At 72.4% G+C, this 1,047-nt stretch carries 2 protein-coding genes; both read right to left on the bottom strand.

Annotated features, from left to right (window positions below):
* On the bottom strand, window positions 1-402 hold a 402-nt coding region (locus ACWDS7_RS48685), incomplete at its 3' end, for a 5-deoxy-glucuronate isomerase (protein ID WP_451934860.1).
* 67 nt (window positions 403-469) lie between these two features.
* Window positions 470-1,047 (bottom strand): Cgl0159 family (beta/alpha)8-fold protein (locus tag ACWDS7_RS48680; protein WP_451934859.1); only part of this gene is annotated, 578 nt, incomplete at its 5' end.

The raw sequence follows: 1,047 nt of genomic DNA, 5'->3' as shown, positions 1-1,047 counted from the left end.
GACCTGGCGGCTGGCCTGGCCCGCGCCGCGCACCTCGACCGGCACCTCGCGCGCCGGGCCGTACCGGACCGGGAAACGCCGGGTCGCCCGCGCCGCGGGGAAGGCGAAGCGGCCCTGGCCGGTGATCCGGACGGTGGAGCCGACCGGCAGGTAGACGAAATCGCTGACCGCCTGGAAGACCGAGGTCCGGCCGTGCAGCGCGAGCCGTACGCCGTCGCACTCGACCTCGCACGAGCCCGACAGCGGCAGGACCAGCATCTCCTCCTCACCGGTGGTGAACTCCACGCTCTCGCCGGACAGGCAGAGCAGGCGGAGCCCGGTGTAGGTCCATCCGGCCGACTCCGGAGTGATCAGCAGCGCCCACGGGGACAGCGCCGCGCTGCCTGCGGGGATCAGAGTCATGCCCTCGCCTCCCCTCGCCGCCCACCGGGACGTGACGTTCCAGCGCTGTGCCTGCCCGATCGCTCGCTCATGCCACCTCCAGCATCGCCACGGCGGTGTCGACGGCCGCGGCCACGTCGTCATCGGAGGGGTACAGCAACGCGCGGCCCACCACAAGCCCCCGCACCCCGGGGAGCCCGAGAGCTTCGCGCCAGGCGCTGTAGGCGTGCTGGGGAGTGTCTCCGGGATCACCGCCGAGCAGCAGGGTCGGCAGCGTCGTGGCCCGCATCACCCGCTCCATGTCGTCGACCACCGGGATCTTCAGCCACGTGTGCGCGGAGGTCGCGCCGAGCCCCTGACCGACGCTGATGGCGTGGATCATCCCCTCCGGCGACAGATCGTGCCTGACCGCGCCGTCGACCCTGCGCGACCAGAACGGCTCGACCATCGCCACCAGGCCGTGCCCGGCCAGCTCCGTGACCGCCGTCGCGCAGGACTCCAGGGTGGCAGCGGTCGCGGGATCGTCCAGACCGATCCGGCAGAGCATCTTGCCGCCGTCCAGGCCCATCCGGACGATCGAGGCGGTGTCGTAGGCGGTGAAGCGGTCGTCGAACTCGAAGGCCGCGCCCTGCAGGCCGCCCCGGTTCATCGAGCCGATGACGAGCT

The sequence above is a fragment of the Streptosporangium sp. NPDC003464 genome, assembly GCF_053588315.1.
Note: the sequence above shows the minus strand (reverse complement) of the source record. Positions and strands in the feature narration are given on the sequence as shown.